At 61.1% G+C, this 26277-nt stretch carries 24 protein-coding genes; 18 read left to right on the forward strand and 6 right to left on the reverse strand.

The genetic code is table 11. The annotated features are described in order from the left end of the window. Positions 1 to 43: 43 nt before the first annotated feature. Positions 44 to 580 (reverse strand): hypothetical protein, encoded by a 537-nt coding sequence (locus tag PMI01S_RS16245; protein WP_084321002.1) that lies wholly within the window; start codon positions 578 to 580, stop codon positions 44 to 46. A gap of 219 nt (positions 581 to 799) precedes the next feature. On the opposite strand from PMI01S_RS16245, the gene paaA reads away from it, so the two are divergent. The 9 genes from paaA (at position 800) to paaZ (ending at position 10196) form a co-directional block, all read left to right on the forward strand. Further along, positions 800 to 1789: a 1,2-phenylacetyl-CoA epoxidase subunit PaaA gene (gene paaA / locus PMI01S_RS16250; RefSeq protein WP_084321003.1), complete on the forward strand. Its 990-nt coding sequence runs from the start codon at positions 800 to 802 to the stop codon at positions 1787 to 1789. Positions 1790 to 1967: 178 nt separating this feature from the next. After that, positions 1968 to 2249 carry a 1,2-phenylacetyl-CoA epoxidase subunit PaaB gene (paaB, locus tag PMI01S_RS16255; RefSeq protein WP_084321004.1) on the forward strand — a complete coding sequence of 94 codons (282 nt, stop codon included), beginning with the start codon at positions 1968 to 1970 and terminating at the stop codon, positions 2247 to 2249. An 8-nt stretch (positions 2250 to 2257) separates the two neighbouring features. Beyond that, positions 2258 to 3019 carry a 1,2-phenylacetyl-CoA epoxidase subunit PaaC gene (gene paaC / locus PMI01S_RS16260; RefSeq protein ID WP_084321005.1) on the forward strand — a complete coding sequence of 254 codons (762 nt, stop codon included), beginning with the start codon at positions 2258 to 2260 and terminating at the stop codon, positions 3017 to 3019. Further along, entirely contained in the window at positions 3006 to 3539 is a 534-nt protein-coding gene (gene paaD, locus PMI01S_RS16265) for a 1,2-phenylacetyl-CoA epoxidase subunit PaaD (protein WP_084321006.1), read from the forward strand. Before paaC ends, paaD begins: the two co-directional genes overlap by 14 nt. Before the next feature lie 33 nt (positions 3540 to 3572). Then, positions 3573 to 4649 carry a 1,2-phenylacetyl-CoA epoxidase subunit PaaE gene (gene paaE / locus PMI01S_RS16270; RefSeq protein WP_084321007.1) on the forward strand — a complete coding sequence of 359 codons (1077 nt, stop codon included), beginning with the start codon at positions 3573 to 3575 and terminating at the stop codon, positions 4647 to 4649. Between the two features lie 205 nt (positions 4650 to 4854). Next, positions 4855 to 5163, forward strand: a complete 309-nt coding sequence (locus PMI01S_RS16275) for a DUF485 domain-containing protein (protein WP_084321008.1) — start codon at positions 4855 to 4857, stop codon at positions 5161 to 5163. Then, positions 5160 to 6806, forward strand: coding sequence for a cation acetate symporter (locus tag PMI01S_RS16280; RefSeq protein ID WP_084321009.1), 1647 nt, complete (start codon positions 5160 to 5162; stop codon positions 6804 to 6806). Before PMI01S_RS16275 ends, PMI01S_RS16280 begins: the two co-directional genes overlap by 4 nt. Before the next feature lie 32 nt (positions 6807 to 6838). Then, a complete protein-coding gene (locus PMI01S_RS16285; RefSeq protein WP_084321010.1) occupies positions 6839 to 8083 on the forward strand; it encodes an OprD family porin in 1245 nt (414 codons plus the stop codon). A 58-nt stretch (positions 8084 to 8141) separates the two neighbouring features. After that, positions 8142 to 10196: a phenylacetic acid degradation bifunctional protein PaaZ gene (gene paaZ, locus PMI01S_RS16290; protein WP_084321011.1), complete on the forward strand. Its 2055-nt coding sequence runs from the start codon at positions 8142 to 8144 to the stop codon at positions 10194 to 10196. A gap of 319 nt (positions 10197 to 10515) precedes the next feature. Here paaZ and PMI01S_RS16295 read toward each other — a convergent pair whose 3' ends face one another. Continuing rightward, positions 10516 to 11748 carry an MFS transporter gene (locus PMI01S_RS16295; protein WP_084321012.1) on the reverse strand — a complete coding sequence of 411 codons (1233 nt, stop codon included), beginning with the start codon at positions 11746 to 11748 and terminating at the stop codon, positions 10516 to 10518. A gap of 100 nt (positions 11749 to 11848) precedes the next feature. Between PMI01S_RS16295 and PMI01S_RS16300 the strand changes: the two genes are divergently transcribed. From PMI01S_RS16300 to PMI01S_RS16310, 3 genes are all read left to right on the forward strand, one after another. Continuing rightward, a complete protein-coding gene (locus PMI01S_RS16300; protein ID WP_084321013.1) occupies positions 11849 to 12613 on the forward strand; it encodes an AraC family transcriptional regulator in 765 nt (254 codons plus the stop codon). A 97-nt stretch (positions 12614 to 12710) separates the two neighbouring features. Continuing rightward, positions 12711 to 13832, forward strand: coding sequence for an HlyD family secretion protein (locus PMI01S_RS16305; protein WP_084321014.1), 1122 nt, complete (start codon positions 12711 to 12713; stop codon positions 13830 to 13832). After that, positions 13829 to 15421 (forward strand): DHA2 family efflux MFS transporter permease subunit, encoded by a 1593-nt coding sequence (locus PMI01S_RS16310; protein WP_084321015.1) that lies wholly within the window; start codon positions 13829 to 13831, stop codon positions 15419 to 15421. Before PMI01S_RS16305 ends, PMI01S_RS16310 begins: the two co-directional genes overlap by 4 nt. Here PMI01S_RS16310 and PMI01S_RS16315 read toward each other — a convergent pair whose 3' ends face one another. Then, positions 15422 to 15862 (reverse strand): carboxymuconolactone decarboxylase family protein, encoded by a 441-nt coding sequence (locus PMI01S_RS16315; protein WP_084321016.1) that lies wholly within the window; start codon positions 15860 to 15862, stop codon positions 15422 to 15424. A gap of 305 nt (positions 15863 to 16167) precedes the next feature. Here PMI01S_RS16315 and PMI01S_RS16320 point away from each other — a divergent pair, with 305 nt between their 5' ends. The 3 genes from PMI01S_RS16320 (at position 16168) to PMI01S_RS16330 (ending at position 20164) form a co-directional block, all read left to right on the forward strand. Beyond that, the gene (locus PMI01S_RS16320) at positions 16168 to 16674 is read left to right on the forward strand and encodes a sigma-70 family RNA polymerase sigma factor (RefSeq protein WP_084321017.1); all 507 of its coding nucleotides are present in this window, start codon (positions 16168 to 16170) and stop codon (positions 16672 to 16674) included. Continuing rightward, positions 16674 to 17633, forward strand: coding sequence for a FecR domain-containing protein (locus PMI01S_RS16325; protein WP_084321018.1), 960 nt, complete (start codon positions 16674 to 16676; stop codon positions 17631 to 17633). Before PMI01S_RS16320 ends, PMI01S_RS16325 begins: the two co-directional genes overlap by 1 nt. Before the next feature lie 101 nt (positions 17634 to 17734). Further along, a complete protein-coding gene (locus PMI01S_RS16330; protein ID WP_084321019.1) occupies positions 17735 to 20164 on the forward strand; it encodes a TonB-dependent receptor in 2430 nt (809 codons plus the stop codon). Between the two features lie 151 nt (positions 20165 to 20315). On the opposite strand, the gene PMI01S_RS16335 is transcribed toward PMI01S_RS16330, so the two are convergent. From PMI01S_RS16335 to PMI01S_RS16345, 3 genes are all read right to left on the reverse strand, one after another. Continuing rightward, positions 20316 to 21758 (reverse strand): mechanosensitive ion channel domain-containing protein, encoded by a 1443-nt coding sequence (locus PMI01S_RS16335; RefSeq protein WP_084321020.1) that lies wholly within the window; start codon positions 21756 to 21758, stop codon positions 20316 to 20318. Positions 21759 to 21940: 182 nt separating this feature from the next. After that, a complete protein-coding gene (ycaC, locus tag PMI01S_RS16340; RefSeq protein WP_008011497.1) occupies positions 21941 to 22567 on the reverse strand; it encodes an isochorismate family cysteine hydrolase YcaC in 627 nt (208 codons plus the stop codon). 126 nt (positions 22568 to 22693) lie between these two features. After that, positions 22694 to 23560: a pirin family protein gene (locus PMI01S_RS16345; protein WP_084321021.1), complete on the reverse strand. Its 867-nt coding sequence runs from the start codon at positions 23558 to 23560 to the stop codon at positions 22694 to 22696. 104 nt (positions 23561 to 23664) lie between these two features. Here PMI01S_RS16345 and PMI01S_RS16350 point away from each other — a divergent pair, with 104 nt between their 5' ends. The 3 genes from PMI01S_RS16350 to dkgB all read left to right on the forward strand — a co-directional run bounded on the left by PMI01S_RS16350 (position 23665) and on the right by dkgB (position 26274). Next, positions 23665 to 24573 carry a LysR substrate-binding domain-containing protein gene (locus tag PMI01S_RS16350; protein ID WP_084321022.1) on the forward strand — a complete coding sequence of 303 codons (909 nt, stop codon included), beginning with the start codon at positions 23665 to 23667 and terminating at the stop codon, positions 24571 to 24573. Between the two features lie 96 nt (positions 24574 to 24669). Further along, positions 24670 to 25209: a PaaI family thioesterase gene (locus PMI01S_RS16355; RefSeq protein WP_017337617.1), complete on the forward strand. Its 540-nt coding sequence runs from the start codon at positions 24670 to 24672 to the stop codon at positions 25207 to 25209. 261 nt (positions 25210 to 25470) lie between these two features. Further along, positions 25471 to 26274 (forward strand): 2,5-didehydrogluconate reductase DkgB, encoded by an 804-nt coding sequence (dkgB, locus tag PMI01S_RS16360; RefSeq protein WP_084321023.1) that lies wholly within the window; start codon positions 25471 to 25473, stop codon positions 26272 to 26274. Positions 26275 to 26277 lie beyond the last annotated feature (3 nt).

The raw sequence follows: 26277 nt of genomic DNA on the forward strand, positions 1-26277 counted from the left end.
AAGGGGGCATTCGGACCACGATGAGGGTGTCAGAGCCTCGCCGTCATAGATTGCGCGAGAGCGCTCTGGTGACGACGTATCTGGCAGTGGCGCGCCTGTCCAGCATGTAGATGTGGTTATCCAGCTCCGGCACCAGTCGTTTTTTGCGCTTGTCGTCGCGCTTTCCCACTGTCATTAAATAGATCAGCGGCAGCGCAATCCCTCCCCACACCTGGCCAGACAGCAAGTATATAAACGGCCACGGGATCAACAGGACCGCCAAAATCCACCCGTTGCCGCGCATAGTCGGGATCAATTCCTGGTAGAGAAAATCACTCGATTCCAAGTCGAAACTGAGGGAAAGATTGTGATTGCGCAGAAGTACGGGGTACATGCCTTCCTTGTGTGAACTTGCGGCGTAGATCACGTAAACCTCATGACCTTTGCGTAAATGGAAATCTTCAAAAGCATAATCCAGGCGGAGATCATCGCCCTCCTTCGTTCTGATCCAGGCCACACGACGGCCCGGCGTGTTGCTGATCACCACCCCTTGCTCGATTTGGAAATGAATCTTGAACTTGCCGAAGGTGAAATCCTGCATGCCCACTCCTTGAAATGCTGTCACCGACACCGAGCCGATCAGCCGGTAAGCGGCGGATGCTACTAAGGTGCCACCAGACTGTCCAGAAACCGGGACTACCCCTACGTCGGAAGCGATACAAAAAACTATACGACACGATATTTTCTGTTTGATATTAAATTCTGTATCGCTTATAAAGTTCTCCATGCCCTCGATTCAGATTCAAGGCGGGAGACCCCCATGTACGCACAGCTCGTAGAAACCGGCGTAAAGCGCATCAAAGACCTGTCGGAAATGTCCGAACAGGAACGTGCCTTCCAGGAAAAAATCGATTCAGAAATCAAGATCGAAGCTAAAAACTGGATGCCTGACGCCTATCGCCAAACCCTGATCCGCCAGATCTCCCAGCACGCCCACTCCGAAATCGTCGGCATGCTGCCCGAAGGCAACTGGGTCACCCGCGCGCCATCGCTCAAACGCAAACTGCAACTGATGGCCAAGATTCAGGACGAAGCCGGCCACGGCCTGTACCTGTACAGCGCCATGGAAACCCTCGGCGCCGACCGCGACGAGGAAATCGCCAAGCTGCACAGCGGCAAGGCCAAGTACTCAAGCATCTTCAATTACCCGACCTTGAACTGGGCCGACATGGGCGCGGTGGGCTGGCTGGTGGATGGTGCTGCGATCGTCAACCAGGTCGTATTGCAGCGCACTTCGTATGGCCCCTACTCCCGGGCCATGGTGCGCATCTGCAAGGAAGAAAGTTTCCACCAGCGCCAGGGCTACGAAATCCTCCTGACCATGATGCGCCACGGCAATCAGGCGCAAAAAGACATGGTCCAGGACGCAATCAATCGCCTGTGGTGGCCGTCACTGATGATGTTCGGCCCAAGCGACGAACACTCGCCGAACAGCGCGCAATCGATGGCCTGGAAAATCAAACGCCAGAGCAACGACGAACTGCGCCAGCGCTTCATTGACCAGACTATCCCGCAACTCGAATTGCTCGGTTGCACCTGCCCCGACCCGGACCTGAAGTGGAACGCCGAGCGCGGTCACTACGACTTCGGCGAAATCCAGTGGAGCGAATTCTACGAAGTGCTCAAGGGCAACGGCCCGTGCAACCAGGAACGCGTCGCCACTCGCCGCAAGGCGATTGAAGACGGCGCCTGGGTCCGCGAAGCCGCCGTCGCCCACGCTCGAAAAAAACACAAGAAGAACGCCGCCTGACTCGGCACGTTTGACGATCTTTTGATCTTGATCTTCGGCGGCTGCCATACCGCCAAAAGATCGCAGGCTGCGCCAGCTCCTACAGGAGCCGGTGATCCCATGCAGGAGCTGGCGAAGGCTGCGATCTTTTGATCTTCAGCCCCGCCAGCAAAAACCGAACAGATGTGGAGTAACTGAAATGTCCGAATGGACCCTTTTCGAAGTCTTCGTGCGCAGCAAGCACGGCCTCAACCACAAGCATGTCGGCAGTGTGCACGCCGCCGACACCACCATGGCCATCGAAAACGCGCGCGAGTTGTACACCCGTCGCAGCGAAGGCGTGAGCCTGTGGGTGGTGCCGTCAGCGCTGATCACCGCGTCGTCGCCGGATGAAAAAGCCCCACTGTTCGACCCCTCGGACGACAAGGTCTACCGCCACGCCAGCTTCTACGAGCTGCCGGCCGAAGTCGGGCACATGTGAGGTCGACCATGAACAACCAGACTGATCTGATCGAATACCTGCTGCGCCTCGGCGACAGCGCCCTGATCCAGGGCCAGCGCCTGTGCCAATGGTGCGGCAAGGCCCCGGCGCTGGAAGAAGAACTGGCGTTGATGAATGTCGGCCTCGACCTCGTCGGCCAGGCACGCAACTGGCTGGAATACGCCGCCGAACTGCTGGACGACGGCCGCGACGCCGATCACCTGGCGTTCCGCCGCGATGAACGCGCCTATCGCAATCTGCTGCTGGTGGAACAACCCAACGGCGATTACGCGGTGACCATCCTCAAGCAATTTCTCTACGACGCCTGGCACCTTCAGGTACTCAGCGGCCTGAGCCAGTCCAGCGACGAACGCATCGCCGGGATCGCCGCCAAAGCGGTGAAGGAAGTCACCTATCACCTGCGTCGCTCCGGCGAGTGGGTCGAGCGTCTGGGTGACGGCACCGAGGAAAGCCACAAGCGCATGCTCGCGGCAATCCCTGAGGTCTGGCGCTTCACCGTCGAACTGACCAGCGCCGATGACAGCGAACAACGTTTGCACGCAGCCGGCATCACTCCAGACACCGCGCAAGTCGCGGCTGCCTGGCAAGCCAAGGTCAACGAGATTTTCGCCAGCGCCACCCTGCCCGTTCCCGCCGCACCGAGCTATTTCTACCTGAATGCACGTAAGGGGCTGCACACCGAACACCTCGGCATCCTGTTGGCGGAAATGCAATTTCTGCCACGAGCGTACCCCGATGCAACCTGGTGAGCTGATCGCCAGCGACCTCGGCGCCCGGCCGGCCCAACCGACCGACCTGGCTGCCGCGTGGGCGACTTTGGCGCAAGTCATGGACCCGGAAGTGCCGGTGGTCAGCGTGGTCGACCTCGGCATCGTGCGCGATCTCGATTGGCAGGCCGGTCACTTGCACGTGGTGGTCACGCCGACCTACTCGGGCTGCCCCGCCACCGAAGTGATCGAAAGCGATATCCGCGACGCGCTGGAACTCGCCGGTTTCCGGGCGCCGCAACTGGAACGCAAATTGACCCCGGCCTGGACCACCGACTGGATCACCGACAGCGGCCGTGAACGCCTGCGCGCCTACGGCATTGCGCCGCCCGAGGGCAGCACGAGCAAACGCAGCCTGCTCGGCGAAAGCCCGGTGATCGTCTGCCCGCAATGCGGCAGCGCGCACACCGAAGTGCTCAGCGAGTTCGGCTCCACGGCGTGCAAGGCGTTGTACCGCTGCGTCGATTGCCGCGAGCCATTCGATTATTTCAAGTGCATCTGAGCGGCGATCGGCCGTCCCAGCTGGAGAACAATAATGAGTAAATTTCACAGCCTGACCATCAAGGACGTACGCGCCGAGACCCGTGACGCGGTGTCCATCGCCTTCGAGATTCCGCAGCACCTGCAAGACAGTTTTCATTTCACCCAGGGCCAGCACCTGGTGATGCGCACGCAGATGGATGGCGAAGAAGTGCGTCGTTCGTATTCGATCTGCACCGGCGTCAATGACGGCGAACTGCGCGTCGCCATCAAGCGTGTTGCGGGCGGGCGTTTCTCAGCGTTTGCCAACGAGCAATTGAAAGCCGGACACAGCCTGGAAGTGATGCCGCCAGCCGGGCATTTCCATGTCGAACTCGATCCGGCTCGCCATGGCGACTACCTGGCGGTTGCAGCAGGCAGCGGCATTACGCCGATCCTGTCGATCATCAAGACCACCCTGCAAACCGAACCGCACAGCCGCGTGACCCTGATTTATGGCAACCGTTCGAGTTCCGGCGCGCTGTTTCGTGAACAGCTCGAAGACCTGAAAAACCGTTACTTGCAGCGTCTGAACCTGATCTTCGTGTTCAGTCGCGAGCAGCAGGATGTCGACCTGTACAACGGGCGGATCAACGCCGAGAAATGCGAGCAACTGTTCACCCGCTGGCTCGACGTCAAAGCCCTCGATGCAGCGTTCATCTGCGGCCCGCAGGAAATGACCGAAACCGTGCGCGACAGCCTGAAAGCCAATGGCATGCCCGCTGAACGGATCCATTTCGAACTGTTCGCCGCCGCCGGCAGCCAGCAAAAACGCGAAGCGCGGGAGGCTGCTCGCCAGGTGGATACCGCCGTCAGCCAGATCACCGTCATCAGCGACGGCCGCGCCCTCGCCTTCGACCTGCCACGCAACAGCCAGAGCATCCTCGACGCCGGCAACGCCCAAGGCGCCGAATTGCCCTACTCGTGCAAGGCCGGCGTGTGCTCGACCTGCAAGTGCAAGGTCATCGAAGGCGAAGTGGAAATGGACAGCAACCACGCCCTGGAAGATTACGAAGTGGCGGCCGGTTATGTCCTGTCGTGCCAGGCGTATCCGGTCAGCGACAAAGTCATCCTGGATTTCGACCAACTCTGAAGCTCGCCACACCCCTTAATCCCGGATTTCGACCAACGCTGAAGATCACCACACCCCTTGTAGGAGCCGGCTTGCTGGCGATCAGGCCTTTGAGATCACCGGTGGAAATCGGGCCGCCATCGCCAGCAAGCCGGCTCCTACAGAAAACCGGTTCCAGCAACATCACGTTCCGCAACACAACAAAAACAACAACAGAGAGCGCGCCATGACACCCACGGACATAGAACTCATCCGCCAGCACCCCGACTTCATCCAGCTGGTTCGTCGCAAACAAAACCTGTACTGGTCGCTGTCGCTGATCATGCTGGTGATCTATTTCGGCTTCGTGTTGCTGGTGGCGTTCTCCCCCAGCACCCTCGGCCAATCCCTGAGCGGTGGCGTGACCTCCGTGGGCATGCTGGTCGGCGTGGTGATCGTGGTGCTGGCCTTTGCGCTGACCGGTTTCTACGTCTATCGCGCCAACAACGTCATCGACCCACTCAACGAAAAACTGAAACAGGAGTGCGCCCGATGAGCCGTCTTTTTGCATTGCTCCTGCTGCCTCTGGCCTTCGTCGCTGACTTTGCGGCAGCGGCCGACGGCGCGTCCCGCCCACTGAACTGGAACGCCATCGGCATGTTCCTGGTGTTCGTGCTGTTCACCCTCGGCGTGACGCGCTGGGCCGCGTTGCGCACCCGTTCCGCCAGCGATTTCTACACCGCGGGTGGTGGCATGACCGGTTTCCAGAACGGCCTGGCGATTGCCGGTGACATGATCTCCGCGGCGTCCTTCCTCGGCATCTCGGCGATGATGTTCCTCAACGGCTACGACGGTTTGCTCTACGCACTGGGTGTGTTGGCGGGCTGGCCGATCATTCTGTTCCTGATCGCCGAACGCCTGCGCAACCTCGGCAAATATACGTTCGCCGACGTGGTTTCCTATCGCCTCGAACAAACCCCGGTGCGCCTGACCTCGGCCTTCGGCACCCTGACCGTGGCGCTGATGTACCTGGTGGCGCAGATGGTCGGCGCCGGCAAACTGATCGAGTTGCTGTTCGGCATCGACTACCTCTACGCGGTGATGCTGGTCGGCGTGTTGATGGTGTTCTACGTCACCTTCGGCGGCATGCTCGCCACCACCTGGGTGCAGATCATCAAGGCTGTGATGCTGCTGTTCGGCACCACCTTCATGGCGTTCATGGTGCTCAAGCATTTCGGCTTCAGCACCGAAGCGATGTTCGCCGGCGCCACTGCCGTGCATGCCAAGGGCAACGCGATCATGGCCCCCGGTGGTTTGCTGTCGAACCCGATCGATGCGATCTCGCTGGGCCTGGGCATGATGTTCGGCACCGCCGGCCTGCCGCATATCCTGATGCGTTTCTTCACCGTCAGCGATGCCAGGGAAGCGCGTAAAAGCGTGTTCTACGCCACCGGTTTTATCGGTTACTTCTACCTGCTGCTGATCATCGTCGGCTTCGGCGCCATCGTGATGGTCGGCACCGATCCAGCGTTCCGCGACGCCAACGGTGCGATCATCGGCGGCGGCAACATGATCGCCGTGCACCTGGCGCAAGCCGTGGGCGGCAACCTGTTTCTCGGCTTCATCTCGGCGGTCGCCTTCGCCACCATTCTGGCGGTGGTCGCCGGTTTGGCGTTGTCCGGCGCCTCGGCGGTGTCCCACGATTTGTACGCCTGTGTGATGCGCAAAGGACAGGCTACCGAGCAGCAGGAAATTCGCGTCTCGCGAATCGCCACGCTGTGCATCGGCGTGCTGGCGATCATCCTCGGTTTGCTGTTCGAGTCGCAGAACATTGCCTTCCTCTCCGGCCTGGTGCTGGCCATCGCCGCGTCGGTGAATTTCCCGGTGCTGTTCCTCTCGATGTACTGGAAAGGCCTGACCACTCGCGGCGCGGTCACCGGCAGCCTGGCAGGCCTGGTCTCGGCGATTGTCCTGCTGGTGCTGAGCCCGGCGGTGTGGGTCAACGTGCTGCATCACGACAAGGCGCTGTTCCCCTACTCCAACCCGGCGCTGTTTTCCATGAGCCTGGCGTTCTTCAGTGCCTGGCTGTTTTCGGTCACCGACACCTCGCCGCGAGCGGCCCTTGAGCGCGGCCGTTACCTGGCGCAGTTCATCCGTTCGATGACGGGTATCGGTGCCTCCGGCGCCAGCAAGCACTAACAACGACCGACTGATGCCAGGGAATAAAAATAATGAAGCCCGCACCCTACGAATCACTGTTTTCGCTAGCCGCCGCATTGAGTCTGCCCATGGTCGCACCCAGCGCCTTGGCCGACTTCATCGACGACAGCAAGGCCCGTATTGAAATGCGCAACCACTACATCAATCGCGATTTCCGTCAGGACAACGCGCCGCAATCCAAGGCTGAAGAATGGGCGCAGGGGTTCACCGCGCGCATCGAGTCCGGGTTCACCGACGGCACCTTCGGCTTCGGTCTCGACGCGCTGGGGGAACTGGGGTTGAAACTCGATTCCAGCCCGGACCGCCGTGGCACCGGGCTGCTGCCCTTCGGCCGGAACAGCCATGAGCCTGCGGACGAGTTCAGCGAGCTGGGGCTGACCGGCAAGCTGCGAGTGTCGAAAAGCGTATTGAAGCTCGGCACCCTGCAACCCTTGTTGCCGGTGGCGACCTACAACGACACCCGTCTGCTGGGTTCGACCTTTGAGGGCGGCTTGCTGACCAGCCAGGAAATCAGCGGTCTGACACTGAATACCGGGCGCCTGACCAAGGCCAATCTACGGGACTCCTCAAGCAACGATGACATCGGCTATGGCGCCGCCAGCAGCGACCACTTCGACTTCGCCGGTGGCAGCTACGCGTTCAGTCCGCAACTGAACCTGAGCTACTACTACGGCAAGCTTGAGCAGATTTATCGCCAGCAATTCGTCGGGCTGGTGCATACCCAGCCGCTGGGCAATGGTTTCAACCTGCGCAGCGACCTGCGCTATTTCGACAGCCGGGGCGACGGCGCAGAGCGGGCCGGGCGTATCGACAACCGCAATTTCAACAGCATGTTCACCGTGTCCCACGGTGCCCACAAAGTCAGTGCCACGTACCAGCAGTTGTCCGGCGACAGTGCCTTTCCGTTCCTCAACGGCGGCGATCCGTACGTGGTCAACCTGGTGACCTACAACACCTACACCCGCGCCGACGAGGACTCCTGGCAGCTGCGTTACGACTATGACTTCGCGGCGCAAGGCATCCCCGGCCTGACCTTCATGACCCGCTACACCGACGGTCGCCACGTCAAGGCCGGTGCCGTCGACAACGGCCGTGAATGGGAGCGCGACACCGACATCAGTTACGTGATCCAGAGCGGCCCGTTCAAGGACGTCAGCCTGCGCTGGCGCAACGTGACTTTCCGTTCCGGCAATGGCTTGAACACCGCCCTCGATGAAAACCGCCTGATCGTCGGTTACACCGTGGCGCTTTGGTAATCCCTGAAAGGCGCGGTCGCGGCCGCGCCAACACCTTTCACAACCTGGAGGAATCGTGATGCCTCACGCCCCTACCCTGCAAAGTTTCATCGCCGGTCGCTGGATCGGCCAACACGGTGCCCAGGTGCTGCGCAGCGCCATCGACGGCCACGAGATTGCGCGCACCCACGAAGAGCGTCCGGACTTCGCCGAAGCCATCGAGCACGGTCGCCTCCAGGGCGTCAGCGGGTTGATGGCGCTGGATTTCCAGCAGCGCGCCCAGCGTCTCAAGGCATTGGCCTTGTACCTGAGCGAGCGCAAGGAACAGCTGTACGCGATTTCCCACCACAGCGGCGCGACCCGCGCCGACAGCTGGATCGATATCGAAGGAGGCAACAGCACGCTGTTCACCTACGCCAGCCTCGGCTCGCGGGAGCTGCCCTCGGGCAACATCGTCCATGAAGGCCCGGCGATGCAGCTGAGCAAACTGGGGACCTTCGCCGGCACGCATATCCTGGTGCCACGCGGCGGCCTGGCGGTGCACATCAACGCCTTCAACTTCCCTATCTGGGGCATGCTGGAAAAGTTCGCGCCAAGCTTTCTCGCCGGCATGCCATGCATCGTCAAGCCGGCCAGCGCCACCAGCTACCTGACCGAAGCCGTGGTACGCCTGATGGACGAATCCGGTTTGCTGCCGGCGGGCAGCCTGCAATTGATCATCGGCAGCACCGGTGATTTGCTCGACCGCCTGCAAGGCCAGGACGTGGTGACGTTCACCGGTTCCGCCGACACCGCGGCCAAGCTGCGGGTCAACCCGAACCTGATCCGTCATTCGGTGCCGTTCAACGCCGAGGCCGACTCGCTGAACTGCGCGATCCTCGCCCCGGATGTCACGCCGGACGATGAAGAATTCGAGCTGTTCATCAAGGAAGTCGCCCGGGAAATGACCACCAAGGCCGGGCAGAAATGCACCGCCATCCGCCGTGCGATCGTGCCGGCCAGACACATCGATGCGGTCGCCAGCCGTTTGCGCGATCGGCTGAAGAAAGTCGTGGTCGGCGACCCGTCGGTGGAAGGTGTGCGCATGGGTGCGCTGGCCTCTCACGACCAGCAAAAAGACGTCGCCGAACGCCTGGAAAGCTTGCTGCAAAGCAGCGATATGCTGTTCGGCGCCCGCGACGGTTTTGAACCGCGTGGCGAGAACGTCAGCCAGGGTGCGTTCTTCGCGCCGACCCTGTTGCAGGCCCGCGACCCGCACGCCGAGGGTGGCGCCCACGACATCGAAGCGTTCGGTCCGGTCAGCACCTTGATGGCCTATGACGATCTGGATGAAGCACTGGTTCTGGCCGCTCGCGGCAAAGGCAGTCTGGTGGCGAGCTTGATCACCAAGGACCCGCAGATTGCCGCCAAAGCCATCCCGGTCGCGGCAGCCTGGCACGGTCGCCTACTGGTGCTGGATCGTGAATCCGCTGCCGAATCCACCGGCCACGGCTCGCCCCTGCCACAACTCAAACATGGTGGCCCGGGTCGCGCCGGCGGCGGTGAGGAACTCGGTGGTTTGCGCGCGGTGAAGCACTACCTGCAACGCGCTGCGGTGCAAGGTTCCCCGACCATGCTGGCCGCCGTTACCGGCGAATACGTGCGGGGCGCCAAGGTCATCGAAACCGACGTGCATCCGTTCCGCCGGTTCTTCCAGGACTTGCAGATCGGTGAGTCGCTGCTGACCCACCGTCGTACCGTGACCGAGGCTGATCTGGTGAACTTCGGTTGCCTGTCCGGCGATCATTTCTACATGCACTTCGACGAGATCGCGGCCAAGGAATCGCAATTCGGCAAACGCATCGCCCATGGCTACTTTGTGCTGTCCGCGGCGGCCGGTCTGTTCGTGTCGCCAGCACCGGGTCCAGTATTGGCCAACTATGGCCTGGATACGTTGCGCTTCATCAACCCGGTGGGCATCGGCGACACCATCCAGGCGCGCCTGACCTGCAAACGCAAAATCGATCAGGGCAAAAAGAGCCCGCAGGGCATTCCACAGGGCGTGGTGGCGTGGGATGTGGAAGTCACCAACCAGCTGGGCGAACTGGTTGCCAGTTACGACATCCTCACATTGGTAGTAAAACGCGAGGACTAACACCGTCCTGCAGGAGCCGGCTTGCTGGCGATGCAGGCAACTCGGTGCAACTGGATGACCGAGGTGATGCCGTCGCCAGCAAGCCGGCTCCTACAACAGCGAAACAACTCCGATCGCGAGCCGACGCTCAGCTTCAAGTACAGATTCTTGCGATGCAGGCGCACCGTCTGCGAGACGCGAGAATCAACTCACCCCGTAGGAGCCGGCTTGCTGGCGATGCAGGCAACTCGGTGCAACTGGATGACCGAGGTGATGCCATCGCCAGCAAGCCGGCTCCTACAACAGCGAAACAACTCCGACCGCGAGCCGACGCTCAGCTTCAAGTACAGATTCTTGCGATGCAGGCGCACCGTCTGCGAGACGCGAGAATCAACTCACCCTGCAGGAGCCGGCTTGCTGGCGATGCAGGCAACTCGGTGCAACTGGATGACCGAGGTGATGCCGTCGCCAGCAGCATCGCCAGCGCACCGCACACCATCAAGGTTTCACCCAACGCCTGTGCCCAGCCTGCCAGCATCAGCCCGCCACCAATCAACAGGTAATACAGCAAACCAAACAACGCACCCGCCGTGCCCAGCCGATCCCCGTAACCGGCCAGTGCCGAGCCGAGAACGTTCGGGATGGCCATGCCGAACGCCAGCACCACCAACAGCATCGGCAACACAAACAAAGGGCTTTCTGCAAACAGCAATACGCCACCGCCCCCGACCAGTTGCAGCGTCGTTGCCACCTGAATCAGCTGCGGGCCGCTCACACCTCGATGCAGCAGCCGCTTGTTAAGCCAGGCGCCAAGACCGGAACCCAACGCCAGAATGACCCCGCTGTAACCAAACCACTGCGCACTCAGGCCCAATCGCTGAAACGCGAAAGGACCGAGGCTGTAGTAGCTGAACAGAGCAACGTTGAAAAGCGCCACCAGCAGCGCCGAACGCCAGATATCGCGGTCGCCGAGCATTTGCCACAGCGTCTCGAACAGGGCTGGCGTTGCTACAGGTGGCGGTCGTGTTTCGGGCAAGACGCGCAGGCACCAGAGCCATAACGCCGAGGACAACAGCAACAGGCACGCCACCACACCTCGATAACCGAAACCTTCCACCAGGCTCGCCCCGGTGAACAATCCAATCGCCGGGCTCGCCGCCAGGGCGATGCCCATTGCCGAAAATACTTGCGCCAGCTCCGCACCCTTGAAGCGGTCACGCAGGACGGTTTGCGTCACCACCGAGCCCACTGCCGCACCGAACGCGGCCAGTGCTTGCGCCATCAACAATGCATCGAATGTGCGGACGTTCAGCGCCAGCGTGGATGCACCGGCGTACAACGCCAGACCAGCGAGCATTGACGGTCGACGTCCGAGGCGATCGCACATCCGGCCCCAGACCACCACGCCGAATGCGAAGGCCAGGAAATACACCGACAGCATCTGCGCAGTCTCTTGCGCAGTGACGATGAACGCCTGGCCAATGTCTGCCAACGCCGGGCTGTAAAGGGTTTGGGCGATCTGCGCAAACATCAGCAAGGCAATAGCCAACACCAGCAGGCTTCTGGAATTCATCACGGCTTCACTCTTCAGGAAAAACTGGCGAGCAGCTTAATTAGCCGTGACTGACGTACTATCAAAATCCTGACAACTAATCGATGAAATCGGACAAACCATGGCTTGGCTCGATGCCCGCGCCCGATTCGACCCCGACCGCTACACGGCCCCCGTCATCGGTATCGCCGCGACCCTTGGCGATCACGATTCAGACGTGCATCAGCATCAACGTGGCCAGCTGCTGTTCACCCGAAAAGGCTGCACCCGAATTACCCTGGCGCAGCAGTTATGCCTGCTGCCACCCTCCCGCGCCGCGTGGATTCCGTCCGGGGTGGCGCACCGCGCAGTGATGCAGCAGAGCGTCGACTACCGCTCGATTTACCTGACACCCGCCTTGTGCGCCGAGCTCCCGCAACAGGTCTGTGTGATTGAGGTCAGCCCGCTACTGCGCGCGGTGCTGGAGCCGATCGCCCTCGCCGACTTCGACACCGATTGGCAGCACGGTAAATTCGTTCACCTGCTGGGCCTGTGCCTCAGCGAAATTCGCGATGCCGCTCAACAACCGATGCTGCTGCCGTTGCCTTGGGACAAACGCCTGGCGCCCCTGCTCGCATCGCTCGATCAGTTGCCACCCGAACTTCAGGTTCTGGAAGCGCAGATCGGCGCCAGCGGCCGCACCATCGGCCGAATCTTCCAGCGAGAAACCGGCATGAGCTATCAGCAATGGCGCCAACAGTGGCGGTTGATGCGCGCCGTCGAATTGCTCGCCACCGGACGAAACATCGGTTACAGCGCGTTCGAACTGGGGTTTGCCAGCGACAGCGCCTTCATCGCTTTCTTCAAGGACATGACGGGCATCACCCCCGGTGCGTGGCTGAAATAATTACCTGACGACCGGCGACAAAAATAAATTGCCACTAAATATGACATGCGTCATATTACGCTCGTAATTAAATGCGGTTTCCTACAGGTAATCCTCTATGACCAGCATGCCTCACGTTGAGCCCGACCTGGCTGTCCCGGTGACCACTCCAAAGCCTCCCCTGCTCAAGCGCCTGATCTTGCTGACTCTGGCCATTGCCGCTCTGGTGTTTGCGGGTTTCTACGCAGCCCATTGGTGGACCGCCGGCCGCTTCATCGAAGAAACCGACGATGCCTACATCGGTGGCGACGTGACGGTGATCGGGCCGAAGGTCGCGGGTTACATCGAAGAAGTGCTGGTCACCGACAACCAGAAAGTGAAGGCCGGTGATGTGCTGATCCGCCTCGACGCCCGCGACTACCGCGCCAACCTGGCCAAGGCCGAAGGTGCGGTCGCCGCAGAAGAAGCCTTGCTCGCCAACCTCGATGCCACGGAACAACTGCAACAGGCCGTGATCGGTCAGGCCCGCGCCGGGATCGATGCCGCCGGTGCCGAGACCGCCCGCTCCCGGGATGACGATGCGCGCTACAAAAAACTGGTCGGCAGCAACGCTGTCTCGGTCGAAAGCGCTCAACGCGCCAACGCCACCTTCAAGACCGCCCAGGCACTCAGTGCCCGGGCCCAGGCCGAACTGCTGGCCGCGCAACGTCAGTTGAACGTGATCGCCACGCAGAAACAACAAGCTCGCGCCGCGCTGATGCAGGCCCGCGCCGAGCGTGATCTGGCGCAACTGAACGTCGGTTACACCGAACTGCGCGCCCCCATCGATGGCGTGATCGGCAACCGCCGGGCGCGGGTCGGCGCGTATGCACAGGCCGGTTCGCAACAGTTATCGGTGGTGCCGGCGAGCGGGCTGTGGGTCGATGCCAACTTCAAGGAAGACCAACTGGCGCGCATGATTCCGGGCCAACGGGTGGTCATTCATGCCGACGTGCTCTCGGGCCAGGCATTCCACGGTCATCTGGACAGTCTCGCGCCAGCCAGTGGCTCGCAGTTCAGCGTGTTGCCACCGGAAAACGCCACCGGCAACTTCACCAAGATCGTGCAACGAGTGCCGGTGCGGATCGTGCTCGATCCAGCCGATGGCGTGCTCGGTCATTTGCGTCCGGGCCTTTCAGTGACCGCTGAAGTGGATACGCGCAAGGAGCCTGAAACCCCAGCCGTGGCCAGCGCGCCATGAGCCGCGCCCTCGCCGCCCCTGCGCAACCGTTCAACGCCGCCAGCATGGCGACGGCGACCAAGGTCTTTGCCTTCGCCACCATGTGCATGGGCATGTTCATTGCGCTGCTGGATATCCAGATCGTTTCGGCCTCGTTGCGCGATATCGGCGGCGGGCTGTCGGCAGGCACTGACGAAACCGCCTGGGTGCAGACCAGCTACTTGATCGCCGAAATCATCGTGATTCCGCTGTCCGGCTGGCTCTCGCGCGTGTTCTCGACCCGCTGGCTGTTCTGCGCATCCGCGGTGGGTTTCACCCTGGCCAGCCTGCTCTGCGGCGCGGCCTGGAACATCCAGAGCATGATCGCCTTCCGCGCCCTGCAAGGGTTTCTCGGCGGCTCGATGATCCCGCTGGTGTTCACCACCGCGTTCTTTTTCTTCACCGGCAAACAACGGGTGATCGCCGCCGCGACCATCGGTGCAGTGGCGTCACTGGCGCCGACACTGGGCCCGGTGATCGGCGGCTGGATCACCGACGTTTCCTCCTGGCACTGGCTGTTCTACATCAACCTGGTGCCGGGGATTTTCGTCGCGGTGGCGGTGCCGATGCTGGTGAAAATCGATCAGCCGGAACTGTCGCTGCTCAAGGGCGCCGACTACCTCAGCATGGTGTTTTTGGCGTTGTTTCTCGGCTGCCTGGAATACACCCTCGAAGAAGGCCCGCGCTGGAACTGGTTCAGTGACCGCACGATTCTGACCACCGCATGGATCAGTGGCCTGGCGGGCCTGGCGTTCATCGGCCGAACCTTGCATGTGGCCAATCCGATTGTCGATTTGCGCGCCCTGAAAGACCGCAACTTCGCCCTCGGTTGTTTCTTCTCGTTCGTCACCGGGATCGGCCTGTTCGCCACCATTTACCTGACGCCGCTGTTTCTTGGCCGAGTACGTGGCTACGGCGCGCTGGACATTGGTCTGGCGGTTTTTTCCACCGGGGTGTTCCAGATCATGGCGATTCCGCTGTACGCCTTTCTGGCCAACCGCATCGATCTACGCTGGATCATGATGACCGGCCTTGGCTTGTTCGCGTTGTCGATGTGGGATTTCAGCCCGATCACCCATGACTGGGGGGCCAAGGAGTTAATGTTGCCGCAGGCCCTGCGCGGGATTGCCCAGCAACTGGCGGTGCCGCCCGCAGTGACGTTGACCCTCGGCGGACTGGCGCCCGCCCGGCTCAAACATGCGTCGGGATTGTTCAACTTGATGCGAAACCTGGGGGGCGCCATTGGCATCGCCGCCTGCGCAACGATCCTCAATGACCGGACCAATCTGCACTTCACCCGCCTGGCGGAAAACCTCAACAGCACCAACGAGGCGCTGAACCAGTGGCTGTCCCAGGTCGGCAACAACTTCGCCGCCCTCGGCCAGAGCGGTGACACCGGTGTCACCGCCAGCCTGCATCAGCTATGGCTGCTGACCTATCGCGAAGCACAGACACAAACCTACGGCGACGCATTTTTGATGATCGGGGTCTGCTTCGTCATCGCCACGGCGATGGTGCCCTTGATGCGCAAGGTGCAACCACCGGCCGCGCCGTCAGCTGATGCTCACTGATCAGGCCTGAGGCATTTTACGGAAGCCTACCGCCAGGCGATTCCAGCTGTTGATGGTAGAAATCGCCACGGTCAGGTCGACCATTTCCTTGGGGCTGAACTGTGCAGCGACCACGTCGTAATCTTCGTCCGGGGCGTGGGTCAGGCTCAGTTGAGTCAAGGATTCGGTCCACAGCAGCGCAGCGCGTTCGCGATCGCTGAAGAACGGCGCCTCGCGCCAGGCCGTTACAGCGAACAGGCGACGCGGTGTTTCCCCGCCCTTGATGGCATCGGCGGTGTGCATGTCGATGCAGAAGGCACAGCCATTGATTTGCGACGCACGCAGCTTGACCAGTTCGATCAGGTTTTTTTCCAGTGGCAGCTTCGAGACGGCGGTTTCCAGCGCGATCATCGCTTTCAGTGCATCAGGGGAAGCGGTGTAGAAATCGATACGAGGTTTCATGGCGGACTCCAGTAGCAAGTGGGGATGGAGCTAAGTTAATCCCGCAGACCCACTACTCAAATAGCCAATACTCCAGAAGTCGAGGAGGCCACTGACGATCCCTTGTAGGAGCCGGCTTGCTGGCGATGCGGGCAACTCGGAGCAAATGGATGACCAGGGTGATGCTATCGCCAGCAAGCCGGCTCCTACAGGGTACGAAAAATAGTCTGTCAGGCTGATTGCCAGTACTTGGTCCGCGCCACTAGAATGCGATCAATTCTTAATTGCAATCAGGCCAGGACGCCCGAAACGAGTATCTGTCCCCTATGTCGTCAGCCGACCAGCCTTCGAACCAGCAAATCCATACCCTCTATAGCGAACACCACGGTTGGCTTCAGGGATGGTTGCATCGAAAACTCGGCAACCGCTGCGACGCGGCCGATCTGGCCCACGATACGTTCCTGCGCCTGTTGACCCGGCAAGTCGTCAAACCCTTGGGCAGCGAGCCCCGTGCCTTGCTGACGCACATCGCCAAGGGCCTGGTGATCGATCGCTGGCGACGTCAGGACATCGAGCGCGCCTATCTGGAAACCATCGCTCAACTGCCGCTCGCCGAGGTCCCGTCGCCGGAAACCCGCCTGCTGATTCTCGAAACCCTGATGCGCATCGAAGCGTTGTTGCGCGAATTGCCGACGGTCACTCGCGACACCTTCATGCTGTCGCAGATCGAAGGGCTGACTTACGCGCAGATCGCCGAGCGACTGAGTGTGTCGCTGATCACCGTCAAACGGCACATGCGTGCCGCGTTCATTGCCTGCCTGAGTGTCGCCTGATGAATTCGTCGATGATCAACCCGCAGATTCTCGGCGAAGCCGCCGACTGGCTGGTGCAGCTGCATTCGGGGACCGCAACGCCGTCCGACCATCAGGCCATTGCCCATTGGCGCAATCGCAGCGCCGAGCATGCCCAGGCCTGGCTGCGGGCCGAAGCGCTGCTCGGCGAATTTCGCAGCGTACCGGCCAACCTCGCCCTCCAGACCCTGCAACGGGCGTCGCGCAAAGAAGGCCTCAGCCGTCGCCAGACCCTCACGCGCATGGGACTGTTCCTGATGGCCGGCCCTTTGGGCTTCGCCTCGCAACATATGCCCTGGCAGCAATGGACCGCCGATCAGCGTACCGCCGTGGGCGAACAGAAACGCCTGCAATTGCCCGACGGCAGCGAGCTGCTGCTCAACACGGAAAGTGCCGTCAACATTGCCTTCAACGGGCATGAGCGACGCGTCATGTTGCTGGAGGGCGAAGTGTTGATCAACGCCGCGAGTGATCCGGGTGCACGGCCGTTTATCGTTGAAACCCCGCAATGCGTTGCCCGTGCGCCAGGTGCCCGGTTTTGCGTGCGGATCCACGGCTCGCGAAGCCAGGTGTCCGTGCTCGAAGGGCTCGTGGAGGTCACGCCGCTGTTGCTTTCCCAGAGCGCCACGCTCAAGGCCGGTGAACGCCAGAGCTTCAAGCTCGACCGGTTCGACTCACTGGAACGATTCGACACCCGTGCGCTGGCCTGGGACAAGGGCATGTTGCTGGCCAACAATATGCGCCTGGATGAATTGCTCGGTGAATTGAGCCGCTACCGCCCCGGCGTGTTGCGCTGTCATGCCGATGTCGCGGGTCTGCGGGTGTCGGGGGCGTTTTCCCTGCGCGATACCGACGCCAGCCTGCGCCTGCTCAGCGATACGTTGCCGCTGAAAATCAGCAGCCTGACCCGGTATTGGATGTCGGTCGAACCGCGGGTCTGACGGCGCTATAAATTATTTTCACTGCCCCCTGATACCTTTCTGCGTTTCGTTCGGTGTGTGGATAGACCTCTTCAATTCCACGCGCTCGACAGGAACGCCGAATGACTTCAACGCCACTGCAACGCCCCGCCGATTTCCCGCTCAAGGCCTTGAGCCTGAGCATTGCCCTGGCCTTTACCGCGTTGCTGCCCTTCACCAGTCAGGCCGCCGACAGTGTCAATGAAAGTGCCAGCCGCAACGTCAACATCGGGCCGGGGTTGCTCAGCCAGACGCTGGCGCAATTTGCCGTGGCGGTCGGGGTGCCGCTGTCATTCGATCCGGCACAACTGGGCGATCGCCAGAGTCCGGGTTTGCAGGGCAACTACAGCGTGCAATCGGGCTTCGCACAACTGCTTGAAGGCAGTGGTTTCGAGCTGATCAGCACGGGCGGGAACGGTTACACCATAGCGCCGCAATTGGCCGTCGACGGCGCGCTGGAACTGGGCGCCACCAACGTCAGCGCGATGCGTGACGACAACGCTGACACCTACGGCGGCGGCCAGATCGCCAAAGTGGCGCAGGTCGGCATGCTCGGCAATCAGGCGCTGAAAGACCTGCCGTTCAGCGTCACCAGCTACACCGCCAAAACCATCGCCGACCAACAGGCCCAAACCGTCGGCGATGTGTTGCTCAACGATGCCTCGGTGCGTCAGTCCGCCGGTTTCGGCAACTTTTCCCAGGTGTTCATGATTCGTGGTTTGCCGCTGGCGTCCGATGACATTTCCTATAACGGCCTGTACGGCGTTTTGCCGCGACAGATCATCGCCACCGAAGCGCTGGAACGGGTCGAGTTGTTCAAGGGGCCGAACGCTTTCGTCAACGGCGTCACGCCCAGCGGCAGCGGGATTGGCGGCGGCGTCAACCTGCAACCCAAACGCGCCAATGATGTGCCGACCCGCAGCGTCACCCTCGATTACAGCGCCGATGGCCGGGTCGGCGGGCACCTCGACCTGGGCCAGCGCTTTGGCGAAGACAACCGCTTCGGCGCGCGGATCAACCTGTTGCAACGCGAAGGCGACACCGCGGTCGACGATGAGGACCAGCGCTCGTCGCTGATCAGCCTCGGCCTGGACTATCGCGGCGATCGCCTGCGTGTGTCGACCGACCTGGGCTACCAGAAACAAGTGATCAATCAGGGTCGTTCGGTGGTGTACGTCGACTCGTCCTTGCAGAAAGCCCCCAAGGTGCCGGACGCCAATGCCGGCTATGCGCAGAGCTGGAGCTACTCGCAACTGGAAGACACCTTCGGCATGGCCCGCGCCGAATATGACCTCAGCGACAGCTGGACCGCCTACGTTTCCGGCGGCGCCAAACACACCCGGGAAAACGGCGTGTATTCGTCGCTGACCGTCACCAACCTCAACGGCGCCGCCCGTGGCGGCATGCTTTACTCGCCGCACGACGAGGATAACCAGAGCCTGATGGCCGGCCTCAATGGGCATCTGAATACCGGCCCGATCAGCCACCAGCTCAACCTCGGTCTGGCAGGCATTTGGGGCCAGCAGCGCTCGGCGTTCGAAACGATTGCCACCGCCGGGCGCTACAGCACCAACCTCTACGACGTCACCGATAAACCGCGTCCACGAGCCACTTCATTCGGCAGCGACATTGATGATCCGCGCATCGTCGGCAAAAACACCCTGCGTAGCGCGGCGGTGTCCGACACGCTGGGTTTCATCGATGATCGCGTGTTGCTGACCCTGGGCGTACGCCGCCAGACACTGAACGTCGACGGCTGGAACACCACCACCGGCGCGCGCACATCAAGCTATGAAGAGTCGATCACCACGCCGGTCTATGGCCTGGTGATCAAGCCGTGGGAACACGTTTCGTTTTACGCCAACCGCATCGAAGGCCTGGCCAAGGGCCCGACACCGCCGACCAGCGCGATCAACCGCGACGAAACCTTCGCCCCGGTGCGCAGCAAGCAAATCGAAGCCGGCGTGCGTCTTGACATGGACACTTATGGTGCGAGCCTGGGGGTGTACCGCATCGAACAGCCGTCGAGCTATACGCAGAACGGGATCTTCCGTGTCGATGGCCAGCAACAGAACAAGGGCGTGGAGCTGAACATCTACGGTGAACCCCTCGACGGCCTGCGTCTGCTGAGCGGCGCGACGCTGATGAAAACCGAAATCGAAGGCAGCACCAACGGCGTCAACGACGGCAACCGCGCCGTCGGCGTACCGCGTTTTCAACTCAATGTCGGGGCGGATTGGGACGTGCCGGGGATTGAAGGTGCGGCGCTCAGTGCGCGGATGCTGCGCACGGGCGGGCAATATTTGAATGCCGCCAACACCCAGAGCATTCCGGCGTGGAACCGCTTTGATGTGGGGTCGCGGTATGCGTTCAGGCTTGATGAGAAGGAAATCACCTTGCGGGCCAATCTGGAGAACGTGGCGAACAAGGCGTATTGGGCGTCGGCGAACGGCGGGTACCTGACGCAGGGGACGCCCAGGACGTTGAAGGTGTCGGCGACTTTGGATTTCTGATCTGAATCATGCGGTGAGCCTGCAGCCGCCATCGCGAGCAAGCCCGCGCCCACAATGGATCTGTGTCGAACGCAAATTTTCGGTTCACTGGAGATCAACTGTGGGAGCGGACTTGCTCGCGAACCGCGCAGCGGCCATTCACTACAAACCGCTAAGCCCGACTCCGTAACCACTGCAAAAACCCCTTCTTCTCCACCACCTTCGGCGCTTCCTGGGTCAACGACTGCGCCTTGTGCAAGCGGAAATCCAGCAGCGCCTTCATCGCTTCACCAATGTCGTGCCGCGCATCCAGGCACGGTTTGAGGTAGTCCTTCTCGATCCGGTACAAACTGCAGGCCGTCTTGGCGGTGAAGTCCGCCGGCAGCGCCGTGTCCGACAGAATTCCGCCCTCGCCGATCACCTCGCCCGGCCCCATGCGTCCGGACTCGAACTTGACCCCGGCGCGACTCAGCGCCACCGACACCACGCCGGATTCGATGATGAACAAATGATCGCTGACCTCCCCCGCCGGCAGGATCATTTCCCCGGGACGGAAGGTTTGCAGGGTCATGTGCTGGCTGAAAGTTTCTTTCTCTTCCTGGCGCAGGGTCGAGAAGATGGCCGAACTTTCCAGCAACGCCCTTGGGCGTGACAGACCCACCGGTGCATTCGATTCGACGTTGGACAACAGGCTCACACCCGACGCCTGCAAGTGCCGGAACGCGAGGTCGAACAGCAGATTGCGCACCATGCGTTTCTGATCCATCGAGACCACAAAGCCGCTGATTTCGTATTCCACGCCGGTAGCACTCGAACCTTTCAGTGAAACGCTCGGCGCCGGTTTGCTCAACAGATAACGGCAACCCTCCATCGCCCGTTCCAATGCATCGATGACCGTTTGCGGTCGTACGTGCGGGCTGACTTGCAGGCTGATCGAGACGCCGAACATGTCGCTCGGCCGGCTGAAGTTGATGATCTTGGCCTTGGCCGCCAGCGAGTTGGGGATCACCGCCATACTGCCCTGGGCGGTTTGCAGGCGCGTGGCGCGCCAGTCGATATCGGTGACCCGGCCTTCGGTGCCGTCGATGGAGATCCAGTCATCCAGTTGGTAGGGTTTGGTGGTGTTGAGGACGATCCCGGAGAACACGTCACTGAGGGTGCTTTGCAACGCCAGGCCTACAATGATTGCCAACGCACCGGAGGTGGCCAGCACGCCTTTGACCGGCAGGTCGAGCACGTAGGCCAGCGCCGCGATGATCGCGATCAGGAAAATCACCGCGCCGAGCAAATCCTGGAGCAAGCGTCCGGTGTGCCCGACCCGCTGCATCATCACCGCACCGATCAGCACTGTCAGGGTCCGTGCGCCGAACAGCCACCAGCCAATCTGCAAACCGGTCGCTGCCAGGTGCAGCGGCACATTGTCGGCCCAGGGCGCGGGTTCCAACGGGTTCAAACCTTCGTTGAACAACAGGATGCTGAACAGCGAAAAAATAAGCACCCGCACCACCAGTTTCCAGTTGCTGCCGCTGGCACTGATCAGGCGCCACAGGCCCAGGTCGATGAGGATCAGGATCAGGGCGCTGACCAGCGGGTGGTTGGTAAGCAATGACAGCATCAAGCAACTCCAGCCATGTACGAATGGGCACAGTGTAGGAGCAAACGCAGGTCTGAGAACAACACAAAACACTGTAGGAACCGGCTTGCTGGCGATGGCGGTCAGACAGTCACCTGTTGCGTGATTGTGAGACCGCTATCGCCAGCAAGCCGGCTCCTGCAAGGGGCGATGTATTTCAGTGATTATTTGCTGTTGGTCAGCGTGTTGTAGCTGGTCATCAAATTGCGGTAGTCCGGGATGTGGTTGGAGAACAGCGTCGCCAGGCCTTCCACGTCGTTGCGCCAGTCGCGGTGCAGTTCACAGGCCAGGCCGAACCAGGTCATCAATTGCGCACCGGAGGACGACATGCGGTCCCAGGCCGATTGGCGGGTCAGCTCGTTGAACGTGCCGGAAGCGTCGGTCACCACGAACACCTCAAAGCCTTCCGCCAGGGCCGACAGCGCCGGGAATGCCACGCACACCTCGGTCACCACGCCGGCGATGATCAGTTGCTTCTTGCCGGTGGCCTTGATCGCCTTGACGAAATCTTCGTTGTCCCAGGCATTGATCTGGCCAGGACGGGCGATGTATGGCGCGTCCGGGAACAGCGCCTTGAGTTCAGGCACCAGCGGACCGTTGGGGCCGGTTTCGAAACTGGTGGTGAGGATCGTCGGCAATTTGAAGTACTTGGCCAGGTCGGCCAGGGCCAGCACGTTGTTCTTGAAACGGTCCGGATCGATGTCCCGCACCAGAGACAGCAGGCCCGCCTGATGATCCACCAACAGAACGGCGGCGTTATCCTTGTCGAGACGCTTGTAAGAAGTAGTCATGGGGTAATCCTCGCTTTTAATCGATGCCGAACAGTTCGGCGAACGGGTGTTTTGTTTGATCGTTCAGACGCGGCCAGACAAGCGTAGTCAGTCATGCCTTGCGCGGTGTAACCGTATATCCGTGTTTCAACCGTGCATCTGGCCAAACCGGCCGGACTGGAAGTCAGCAAAAGCCTGGTGAATTTCTTGCTCGCTGTTCATCACGAACGGACCGTGGCCGACGATCGGCTCGTCGATCGGCTCGCCGCTGAGCAGCAACACCACTGCATCGTTATTGCCTTCCAGGCTGATCTGGTTGCCATTTCGTTCGAACAACGCCAGTTGCCCCTCGCGCACCAGCTCCAGGCCGTTGACCTGAACCGTGCCGCGCAGCACGACCAACGCGGTATTGCGACCTTCATGCAGATCGAGGGTCAGCAACTTGCCGCCGTTGAGGCGCAGGTCCCAGACGTCGACCGGGGTGAATGTCCGCGCAGGACCGGTGTGGCCGTCGAACTCGCCGGCGATCAGACGCAGGCTGCCCGCCTTGTCCTTGAGCGGGATGCTCGGGATGTCGCCATCGAGAATCGTCTGGTACCCGGCGTCGGCCATTTTGTCTTTGGCTGGCAGGTTGACCCACAGCTGGACCATTTCCAGGGTGCCACCGGTTTTGGCGAAACCTTCGGAATGGAATTCTTCGTGGAGGATTCCCGAAGCGGCGGTCATCCATTGCACATCGCCCGGGCCGATCTTGCCGCCGCTGCCGGTGGAGTCGCGGTGCTCCAGTTCGCCTTTGTAAACGATAGTCACGGTTTCGAAGCCGCGGTGCGGATGCTGACCAACGCCACGACGCTCGGTGGTCGGGGTGAATTCAGCCGGACCGGCGTGATCCAGCAGCAAAAACGGGCTGATGTGTTTGCCCAGGTTGTCGTAGGAAAACAGCGTACGAACCGGAAAACCGTCGCCGACCCAATGGGTCCGTGGGCTGGTGTAGATGCCGATGATGTTTTTCATGCTGCCTCCAAATCTGTGGTTTGACGCGATGAACAAAGCTTAAAAGCGAACCCTTTGGTGCGCTAGACTGCAAAAATCAGCCTTAGCGTTCTATATGGAGAACGATGGTGGAAGACCTCAACACCCTCTACTACTTCACCCAAGTGGTGGAACATCAGGGTTTCGCCCCAGCCGGGCGGGCACTGGACATGCCCAAATCGAAGCTCAGCCGGCGCATCGCAGAACTTGAAGAGCGCCTCGGCGTGCGCTTGTTGCATCGCACCAGCCGCCATTGTTCGCTGACCGAAATCGGCCAGGCCTATTACCAGCGCTGTCTGGCCATGCGCGTCGAAGCGGAAAGCGCCGCCGAACTGATCGAACGCAACCGCTCCGAACCCCAGGGCCTGGTGCGCATCAGTTGCCCGACCGCGCTGCTCAATTCCTGGGTCGGGCCGATGCTGACCCGCTACATGCTCAAGTACCCGCTGGTGGAGTTGTTCATCGAGAGCACCAATCGCCGGGTCGACCTGATCCACGAGGGCTTCGACATTGCCCTGCGCGTACGTTTTCCACCGCTGGAAAACACCGACATGGTGATGAAGGTGCTGGGTAACAGCACCCAATGCCTGGTGGGCAGCCCGGCCTTTGCCGAGCGTTTGTCGAAGCCCGCCTCCCCGGCCGACCTCAGCGGTTTGCCCAGCGTGCATTGGGGGGCTGCGCAACGTGAATACCAGTGGGAGTTGTTCGGCGCGAACGGCGCCAGCGCGCTGATCCGGCACGCGCCGCGCATGGTCACCGATGACCTGCTAGCCTTGCGTCACGCGGTGCTCGCGGGCATCGGCGTCGCGCACCTGCCCTGCGTGGTGGTACGCGATGACATCGCCGCCGGACGCTTGGTGGAACTGGTGCCGGGCTGGGCGCCCAAGTGCGGGATCGTCCACGCGATCTTTCCGTCGCGCCGTGGATTGCTGCCGTCAGTGCGGGCGTTGATCGACTTTCTGGGGGAGGAATTCAGTCACAGCGATATTGCGTGAAGGACTCGACACACGGGGCTGGCAGAGTTTTTATTTCGGACATAATATCAGCGCAGATTACAACCATAATATCTGCGCTCGTCCGAGGACATGATCATGCAAAGCCCTAACCGAGAAGCCACCCTCGCCCAATGGATTGCTCAGGAAGATGCCATGCGCGCCCGTCTGGCTGCTCCCGGCAGTCTGTCGATGGCCGAGGTCAGCGCGCTGTCACCCAGCGAATTTTTCGACGGCATCGGCAACGGTGAACTGCCCTCGCCGCCCATTGGCACGCTGATGGATTTCATCCCCATCGAATGGTCGGCCGGGCTGTTTATCTTTCAGGGCACGCCGGATTCGCGGCATTACAACCCGCTGGGCAGCGTACATGGCGGCTATGCGGCGACCTTGCTGGATTCGTGCATGGGTTGCGCCATTCACACGCAGCTGAAAAAGGGCCAGGGGTATACGACGCTGGATCTGCGCATCAGCTATGTTCGTGCGTTGACCGGCGCCAGTGGACCGGTGCGGGCCGAGGGCAAGATTGTCCATCTGGGACGCTCGACGGCGCTGGCCGAGGGGCGGATTTACGATGTGGATGGGCGGTTGTATGCGACGGGGTCGACGACTTGCATGATTCTTGAGGCGCGGGGGTAAGTCTTCAGACCGAGTCGTGGTCTTCGCGAGCAAGCCCGCTCCCACATTTGATCTGTGTCGGACACAAAATTTGTATTCACTGCAGATCAAATGTGGGAGCGGGCTTGCTCGCGATGTGGCCAGATCCACCACCATCAATCCCCCAGACTCCCCTCGATTCATGACTTGCGGTAAACATTGCTTTGCCCCACCAGCGGTTTTTCTCAAGGATGCGCACGCGGATACTCGTGCCCATTCCCACTGCAAACCCTGGAGTCATAGATGTCTATTCCCGCATTCGGTCTCGGTACGTTTCGCTTGCAAGGCCAGGTGGTCATCGATTCGGTGAGCACCGGCCTGGCGCTGGGCTATCGGGTCATCGATACCGCGCAGATCTACGAGAACGAAGCCGAGGTCGGCGAGGCCATCGCGGCCAGTGGCATCGCCCGTGAAGAGCTGTTCATCACCAGCAAGATCTGGATCGCCAACTTCGCCAAGGATCGCTTGATCGACAGCCTCAAGGAGAGCCTGCAAAAACTGCAAATCGACTACCTGGACCTGACCCTGATTCACTGGCCGTCGCCGGAAGACCAGGTGCCGGTCGAGGAATTCATGGGCGCCCTGCTCGAAGCCAGACAGCTCGGTCTGACCCGCCAGATCGGCGTTTCCAACTTCACCGTCGACCTGATGAAACAGGCGATTGCCGCCATTGGTGCCGAACACATCGCGACCAACCAGATCGAACTGCACCCGTACCTGCAAAACCGCAAGGTCGTCGAGTTCGCACAAAGCCAGGGCATACAGATCACTTCCTACATGACCCTGGCGTATGGCGAAGTACTGAAAGACCCGGTCATCCAGCAGATCGCCGATCGCCTGCAAGCAACGCCCGCGCAAGTGACGCTGGCCTGGGCGATGCAACTCGGTTACGCGGTGATTCCTTCGTCCACCAAACGCACCAACCTGCAAAGCAATCTGAAAGCCTGCGACCTGACCCTGAGCGACGCCGACATGGCGCTGATCGCCGGTCTTGATCGCGGCCAGCGCCTGACCAGCCCCAAAGGCATCGCGCCGCACTGGGATTGACCG

Source organism: Pseudomonas migulae NBRC 103157, from assembly GCF_002091715.1.
Taxonomy (GTDB): domain Bacteria; phylum Pseudomonadota; class Gammaproteobacteria; order Pseudomonadales; family Pseudomonadaceae; genus Aquipseudomonas; species Aquipseudomonas migulae_A.

Bases quoted from the DNA above. Each gene is read 5' to 3' on its own strand.
- PMI01S_RS16245 (WP_084321002.1), bottom strand. From the start codon at position 580: ATGCAGGATTTCACCTTCGGCAAGTTCAAGATTCATTTCCAAATCGAG.
- paaA (WP_084321003.1), top strand. From the start codon at position 800: ATGTACGCACAGCTCGTAGAAACCGGCGTAAAGCGCATCAAAGACCTG.
- paaB (WP_084321004.1), top strand. From the start codon at position 1,968: ATGTCCGAATGGACCCTTTTCGAAGTCTTCGTGCGCAGCAAGCACGGC.
- paaC (WP_084321005.1), top strand. From the start codon at position 2,258: ATGAACAACCAGACTGATCTGATCGAATACCTGCTGCGCCTCGGCGAC.
- paaD (WP_084321006.1), top strand. From the start codon at position 3,006: ATGCAACCTGGTGAGCTGATCGCCAGCGACCTCGGCGCCCGGCCGGCC.
- paaE (WP_084321007.1), top strand. From the start codon at position 3,573: ATGAGTAAATTTCACAGCCTGACCATCAAGGACGTACGCGCCGAGACC.
- PMI01S_RS16275 (WP_084321008.1), top strand. From the start codon at position 4,855: ATGACACCCACGGACATAGAACTCATCCGCCAGCACCCCGACTTCATC.
- PMI01S_RS16280 (WP_084321009.1), top strand. From the start codon at position 5,160: ATGAGCCGTCTTTTTGCATTGCTCCTGCTGCCTCTGGCCTTCGTCGCT.
- PMI01S_RS16285 (WP_084321010.1), top strand. From the start codon at position 6,839: ATGAAGCCCGCACCCTACGAATCACTGTTTTCGCTAGCCGCCGCATTG.
- paaZ (WP_084321011.1), top strand. From the start codon at position 8,142: ATGCCTCACGCCCCTACCCTGCAAAGTTTCATCGCCGGTCGCTGGATC.
- PMI01S_RS16295 (WP_084321012.1), bottom strand. From the start codon at position 11,748: ATGAATTCCAGAAGCCTGCTGGTGTTGGCTATTGCCTTGCTGATGTTT.
- PMI01S_RS16300 (WP_084321013.1), top strand. From the start codon at position 11,849: ATGGCTTGGCTCGATGCCCGCGCCCGATTCGACCCCGACCGCTACACG.
- PMI01S_RS16305 (WP_084321014.1), top strand. From the start codon at position 12,711: ATGACCAGCATGCCTCACGTTGAGCCCGACCTGGCTGTCCCGGTGACC.
- PMI01S_RS16310 (WP_084321015.1), top strand. From the start codon at position 13,829: ATGAGCCGCGCCCTCGCCGCCCCTGCGCAACCGTTCAACGCCGCCAGC.
- PMI01S_RS16315 (WP_084321016.1), bottom strand. From the start codon at position 15,862: ATGAAACCTCGTATCGATTTCTACACCGCTTCCCCTGATGCACTGAAA.
- PMI01S_RS16320 (WP_084321017.1), top strand. From the start codon at position 16,168: ATGTCGTCAGCCGACCAGCCTTCGAACCAGCAAATCCATACCCTCTAT.
- PMI01S_RS16325 (WP_084321018.1), top strand. From the start codon at position 16,674: ATGAATTCGTCGATGATCAACCCGCAGATTCTCGGCGAAGCCGCCGAC.
- PMI01S_RS16330 (WP_084321019.1), top strand. From the start codon at position 17,735: ATGACTTCAACGCCACTGCAACGCCCCGCCGATTTCCCGCTCAAGGCC.
- PMI01S_RS16335 (WP_084321020.1), bottom strand. From the start codon at position 21,758: ATGCTGTCATTGCTTACCAACCACCCGCTGGTCAGCGCCCTGATCCTG.
- ycaC (WP_008011497.1), bottom strand. From the start codon at position 22,567: ATGACTACTTCTTACAAGCGTCTCGACAAGGATAACGCCGCCGTTCTG.
- PMI01S_RS16345 (WP_084321021.1), bottom strand. From the start codon at position 23,560: ATGAAAAACATCATCGGCATCTACACCAGCCCACGGACCCATTGGGTC.
- PMI01S_RS16350 (WP_084321022.1), top strand. From the start codon at position 23,665: ATGGTGGAAGACCTCAACACCCTCTACTACTTCACCCAAGTGGTGGAA.
- PMI01S_RS16355 (WP_017337617.1), top strand. From the start codon at position 24,670: ATGCAAAGCCCTAACCGAGAAGCCACCCTCGCCCAATGGATTGCTCAG.
- dkgB (WP_084321023.1), top strand. From the start codon at position 25,471: ATGTCTATTCCCGCATTCGGTCTCGGTACGTTTCGCTTGCAAGGCCAG.